The organism is Parafrankia sp. EUN1f, assembly GCF_000177675.1.
Taxonomy (GTDB): domain Bacteria; phylum Actinomycetota; class Actinomycetes; order Frankiales; family Frankiaceae; genus Parafrankia.
Genome location: NZ_ADGX01000298.1, coordinates 1 through 4,193, shown reverse-complemented (window position 1 = coordinate 4,193; position 4,193 = coordinate 1). Strand labels below are relative to the sequence as shown.

At 71.2% G+C, this 4,193-nt stretch carries 5 protein-coding genes; all 5 read right to left on the bottom strand.

Annotated features, from left to right (window positions below; genetic code table 11):
• Positions 1-38: 38 nt before the first annotated feature.
• Positions 39-482, bottom strand: a complete 444-nt coding sequence (locus FREUN1FDRAFT_RS38155) for a hypothetical protein (protein WP_006545790.1) — start codon at positions 480-482, stop codon at positions 39-41.
• Positions 482-1,753: a hypothetical protein gene (locus FREUN1FDRAFT_RS38150; protein ID WP_006545789.1), complete on the bottom strand. Its 1,272-nt coding sequence runs from the start codon at positions 1,751-1,753 to the stop codon at positions 482-484. Before FREUN1FDRAFT_RS38150 ends, FREUN1FDRAFT_RS38155 begins: the two co-directional genes overlap by 1 nt.
• Before the next feature lie 4 nt (positions 1,754-1,757).
• Positions 1,758-2,639 (bottom strand): phage capsid protein, encoded by an 882-nt coding sequence (locus tag FREUN1FDRAFT_RS38145; RefSeq protein WP_006545788.1) that lies wholly within the window; start codon positions 2,637-2,639, stop codon positions 1,758-1,760.
• 49 nt (positions 2,640-2,688) lie between these two features.
• Positions 2,689-3,243, bottom strand: coding sequence for a hypothetical protein (locus FREUN1FDRAFT_RS38140; protein ID WP_006545787.1), 555 nt, complete (start codon positions 3,241-3,243; stop codon positions 2,689-2,691).
• Between the two features lie 88 nt (positions 3,244-3,331).
• Entirely contained in the window at positions 3,332-4,087 is a 756-nt protein-coding gene (locus FREUN1FDRAFT_RS38135) for a hypothetical protein (protein ID WP_006545786.1), read from the bottom strand.
• Between the last annotated feature and the right edge of the window lie 106 nt (positions 4,088-4,193).

Here is a 4,193-nt window from a genome sequence, read left to right as displayed (position 1 = left end):
CCAGACCTCGAGCTCGCGGTTGAGCCGGTGCGTGATCCTCACCAGCACCACTCCGACGGCTGCACGGGCAGGTCTCCCTCCATCTGGATGGAGCCGATTCCGGACCGGCCGGCCGCGCGACGTACCGTCCGCAGCTCGGCCCGTGTGAGGAACAGGTCGGGGGACGCGTTGGCCATCTGCCAGCTGTGATCGCCGAGCGTCTCCCCGGTCAGACCGGACGGGTTCATGAGCTTGCGCTGGACCATGGCGACCACGACTGGCACCACCGCGGCCGGCGTCGTTACGCTCACCCCGTCGTCGGCGATCCAGTCGACGCCGGCCTCCAGGCGCACCAGCGCGCTCGCGTCGCCCAGGGCGGCGAGCAGCAGCTGCTGCTCACTCACCTCCAAGTCGTCGAGCACCCCGCCGGTGCGGGTGAGGTAGTCGACGAGGTCGACGAGCGGAGGCGGGCTGCTACTACTCGGGCCCGCGGGGATCGGCATCAGGCTGGCTCCGGTCCCAAGTTTTGGATTTCCCAGCTCAGCGGGTATCCGGAGCTTGCGTACAAGAGGCCCGCACCCGGCGCTTTCGCCGCGATGGCGAACGTGACCGTGCCGCCGGCGATGTCACCTGCCTGCACCGTGCGCCGCGCCGGACCACCGCGAACCACGAAGGTCGCGTTTCCGTACCAGCCAGGTAGGCCCTCAGTCGTCGGCGTGCTGGTGCCCGAGGACGCCGCCCAGACGATCGCGCTGGACACCACGATGACGAGGTCGAGATAGCTGGTGTTCGCGCCGGAGCGCAGCGCGTCCACGTGCAGGCGCAGCCTGTCTCCGATCGCCGCGGCGATCGCCATGCTGGTGCCTGACAAGATCTGCCAGGCTCCAGAGGTGTTCGGCAGGGTGATATCCCCACTGACGATGCGTCCCTCGGCGACCCGGATCGCAGTGGCCTTGCCGGCTAGCGAGGCAGTCAGGCCGGTGATGTCTGATTGCGGGTGGGTGTGGCTCGCTGCGGCTTTGCCTGCCAGGTCCGTAACGAGGCCGGTCACGTCGGCCTGGGCGTGACCGTGGCTGGCGGCCGCCTTGCCGGCAAGCGAGGTGGCCAGCCCGGTTACATCGGCCTGTGCGTGGGTGTGGGACGAGGCCGCTTTGCCTGCCAGGTCCGTAACGAGGCCGGTGACATCGGCCTGGCCGTGGGTGTGGGACGAGGCCGCCTTGCCGGCGAGATCTGTCACCAGCCCGGTCACGTCCGCCTGGCCGTGGCTGTGAGCAGCGTCAGCTTTGCCTGGGAGCAGGCCGGCGACGGCGGCCGCGGCGCCGGCCGGATCGAACGCCGCGGCCGACACGAGCGCGGCTGACCCCAGGTCCCCGATATCGCCGGCGACGAGCACGACGTCGCCGTCACGCCCAGCGACGCTGGTAACCGCACCAGCGCCGACCTCGAGGTTGTCGATCTGGTCCTGCAGGTCGTCGACCTGATCCTGGACGTCGCTGTAGATCTCCGTCCTCGGCCCGCCGCCGATGGAGATCCACAGCCGCTTCCGGTCGGACGGGTCCAGGAACCGCGGCCATAGGCTGTTCCCGTCGACCAGCAGCGGATCCCACGTGGTCACCGGCCGGCCGTCGAGATGCGTGATCACAGCCAGGGTCGACCCCGTCGCCGCGGCGTACACCAGGCAGATGGTGCCGGTGCGCGCGGCGACGAGGTCACCGGCCGGGGTCCGCACCTGGGCGGCCCGGTCGGTGGCCGTCGCCGGGAACAGCGTGGGCATCCGGTCAGCTCACGCCGGTGAGCGCGAGCTTGTATGCCCGGCGGATGTCGGTCCCGGCCTGGTTCTCCGCGATGACACTGGCGCCGGCGAACGTCGACAGGACGCTCGCGTCGCTGAGGATCGACGAGTCGTAATGGAAGATCTGCCGCATCGACACACCGCCGCTCGTGACGCTGGCCGACTCACGAGCGCCGCGGGGAGCGACCGGGCTCCGGTTCGCGAACACGAATCCGCTCTGGTGGTAGAGCACCGCGGTGCCGACCTCCAGGCCGTTGGACTCGACCCAGGTGAAGCCGCGCCACCGGCCGATGATCGCCTCGCGGAGCGCGGTCATGTCACCGGCGGCGTCCGCCCGGGAGAAGCTGTCCTGGCGGAGGATGACCTCGGCGAACTCCGGGGAGCAGGCGCCCCACCGGTCACCGGTCGGGGCGTTGGCCCGGCCGAGGGCGGTGCGGGCTTCGAGCACCGCGGCGTCGACGTCGCCCTCGTCGACGCCGTTGACGTCGATCGGCAGGTCGTTCATCTCGTCGGCGAGCAGCTGCTCCGCTCCGGTCGCCACCGCGGCGACCTGGACGCGGGTGACCTGCCGGGCGAAGTCCTCGAGCTGGAGCGTCGCTTCCTGGTCGGTGATCCGCTTCGCGTGGTACAGGTGCCGCACCTGCACCGGGACCGGGATCTCGTTCACGGTGTCGTAGGTGATCGCCGCGCCGGCGGTGATCTGCTCCCGGGCGGTGCCCGGCTGCGGCACCCGCACGGTGATGGTGTCCCCGTTCGAACCGGAGAACTCCTCACCCGGGATGGTCGTCACGGTCCGAGGCAGCACGAGCGTGCGGGTGAGCAGCTCGATCGCGACCTCGGAGATTCCCTGCGCGGTCAGAACCGCCACGGTCTACCTCCTGTGTGTGAACCCGCGGCGGCTCTGGCCAGCGGGGTGATCAGAACGGGCGAGAGAGGATGCTCGCGGCGAGCTTCGCCGGGTCGACCGGCTTGTCACCGGAGTCGGCGTTCGAGGACGCGCCGCCGCGGAGGTCTTCCTTCGGCCGCCCACGCCCTGCGGACGGCTTCGCCTTGTCGGCTCCGGCGTCGCTTTCCGCCTTGCCACTGCTCGCGGCGCCGAAGGTGGTGAGCAGCTCGTCGGCGTCCGCCTCGAGCTCCTCCTGGGTCTCGCCCACCAGGCGCTTTGCCTGGGCGACGGACAGGCCCTTCGCGGCGCCGACCTCGATCCGCAGTAGCCGAGCTTCGGCGTCAGCCGCGCGCTTCTCGGCGACGGTGACCGCGTCCTGCAGCCGCTGCGCCTCGCTCTTGTCCTTGTCTTCCAGGCCCTGCAGCTTCGTCTGCAGGTCCTTCAGGGTCTTCTCGGCGGTACGCCGTGCCTTGCGCTCGGCGGCCAGGGCGCGCTGGGCGCCGCCGTCACCTGCCCCGTCGGCGTCCGTCGACGTCACGTCGTCGTCTGCCCCGGTGTCGGTGTCGGTGGTGTCGTCGTCGGCCATGGCGGCCTCCCTCGTGCGTCACCCCGCCATCGCAGCGGGGACGGGCATCACGCCCGGTTGACCTCGCCCCCTCACGGGACGAGGACGTCTACTCAGCGACCGGCGCCGTGTCGGTGGCGGCCTGGGTGGCCTGCTCGGCCAGGGCACGGCGGAACCGGTTCAGCTGGTTGTCCTGGCCGCCTGCGGCCTCGCGCCACAGCTGCTCCCAGCGCCGGTTCGACTCGGGGATCGCCCCCTCGCTGAACACGGGCTCGGACGAGCACGAGCAGTGGTCATGCGCCTGGAACGCCACGGTCTTCGCCGTCTTGTAGACCGCGCCGCGGCTGGCGAGCATCGCGCAGAACGCGCACGGATGCCCGCTGGTGATCCGCACCCAGCCCTTGGCTTTCGGGTCTGCTGCGACGGTGTCGTCCACCGTGCGGCGGCCGCCGTCGAGGACCAGGCGGGCCGCAGCGCCGGCGGCCTGGACCAGCCCGCTGTCGAGCGCTGCGGCGGTGGTCTGACCGGCGCCGATCGCGCGGCGGGTGCCGGCGAGGCCGGTGGCGAACAGGGCTGCGCGGATCAGCCCGGAGCCGAGCCGGGGCGCCAGCTTGGGGATCATCTCCCCTGCCACGCCCTCGGCGGACCGGAACCGCTGGTAGTAGGCGCTGGCCAGGCCACTGCTGGTCTCCTGCCGGGCCATCACCATGTTGATCGCCGCGTCGACGAACGCGGAGTACGACGCATCCGACCCATCGAACATGGGCCAGATCAACTTCATGTCGTTCGTCGTCGTGGCCCGCAGCGCGAGCTGGGCGCGGCGGTGCTGGGAGGTGAGCTGCGTACCTTCCTGGCTGGCCGCCATCAGGCCGACTGCGCAGGCTCCACCGCGGGCTGCGACGCCAGCTCAGTCGCCTGCCGCTCCAGCAGACCGTTCAGCTGCGCGAACGCATCCCCCTCGGCAGCCGCGG

Bases quoted from the DNA above. Each gene is read 5' to 3' on its own strand.
- FREUN1FDRAFT_RS38135 (WP_006545786.1), bottom strand. From the start codon at position 4,087: ATGGCGGCCAGCCAGGAAGGTACGCAGCTCACCTCCCAGCACCGCCGC.
- FREUN1FDRAFT_RS38140 (WP_006545787.1), bottom strand. From the start codon at position 3,243: ATGGCCGACGACGACACCACCGACACCGACACCGGGGCAGACGACGAC.
- FREUN1FDRAFT_RS38155 (WP_006545790.1), bottom strand. From the start codon at position 482: ATGCCGATCCCCGCGGGCCCGAGTAGTAGCAGCCCGCCTCCGCTCGTC.
- FREUN1FDRAFT_RS38150 (WP_006545789.1), bottom strand. From the start codon at position 1,753: ATGCCCACGCTGTTCCCGGCGACGGCCACCGACCGGGCCGCCCAGGTG.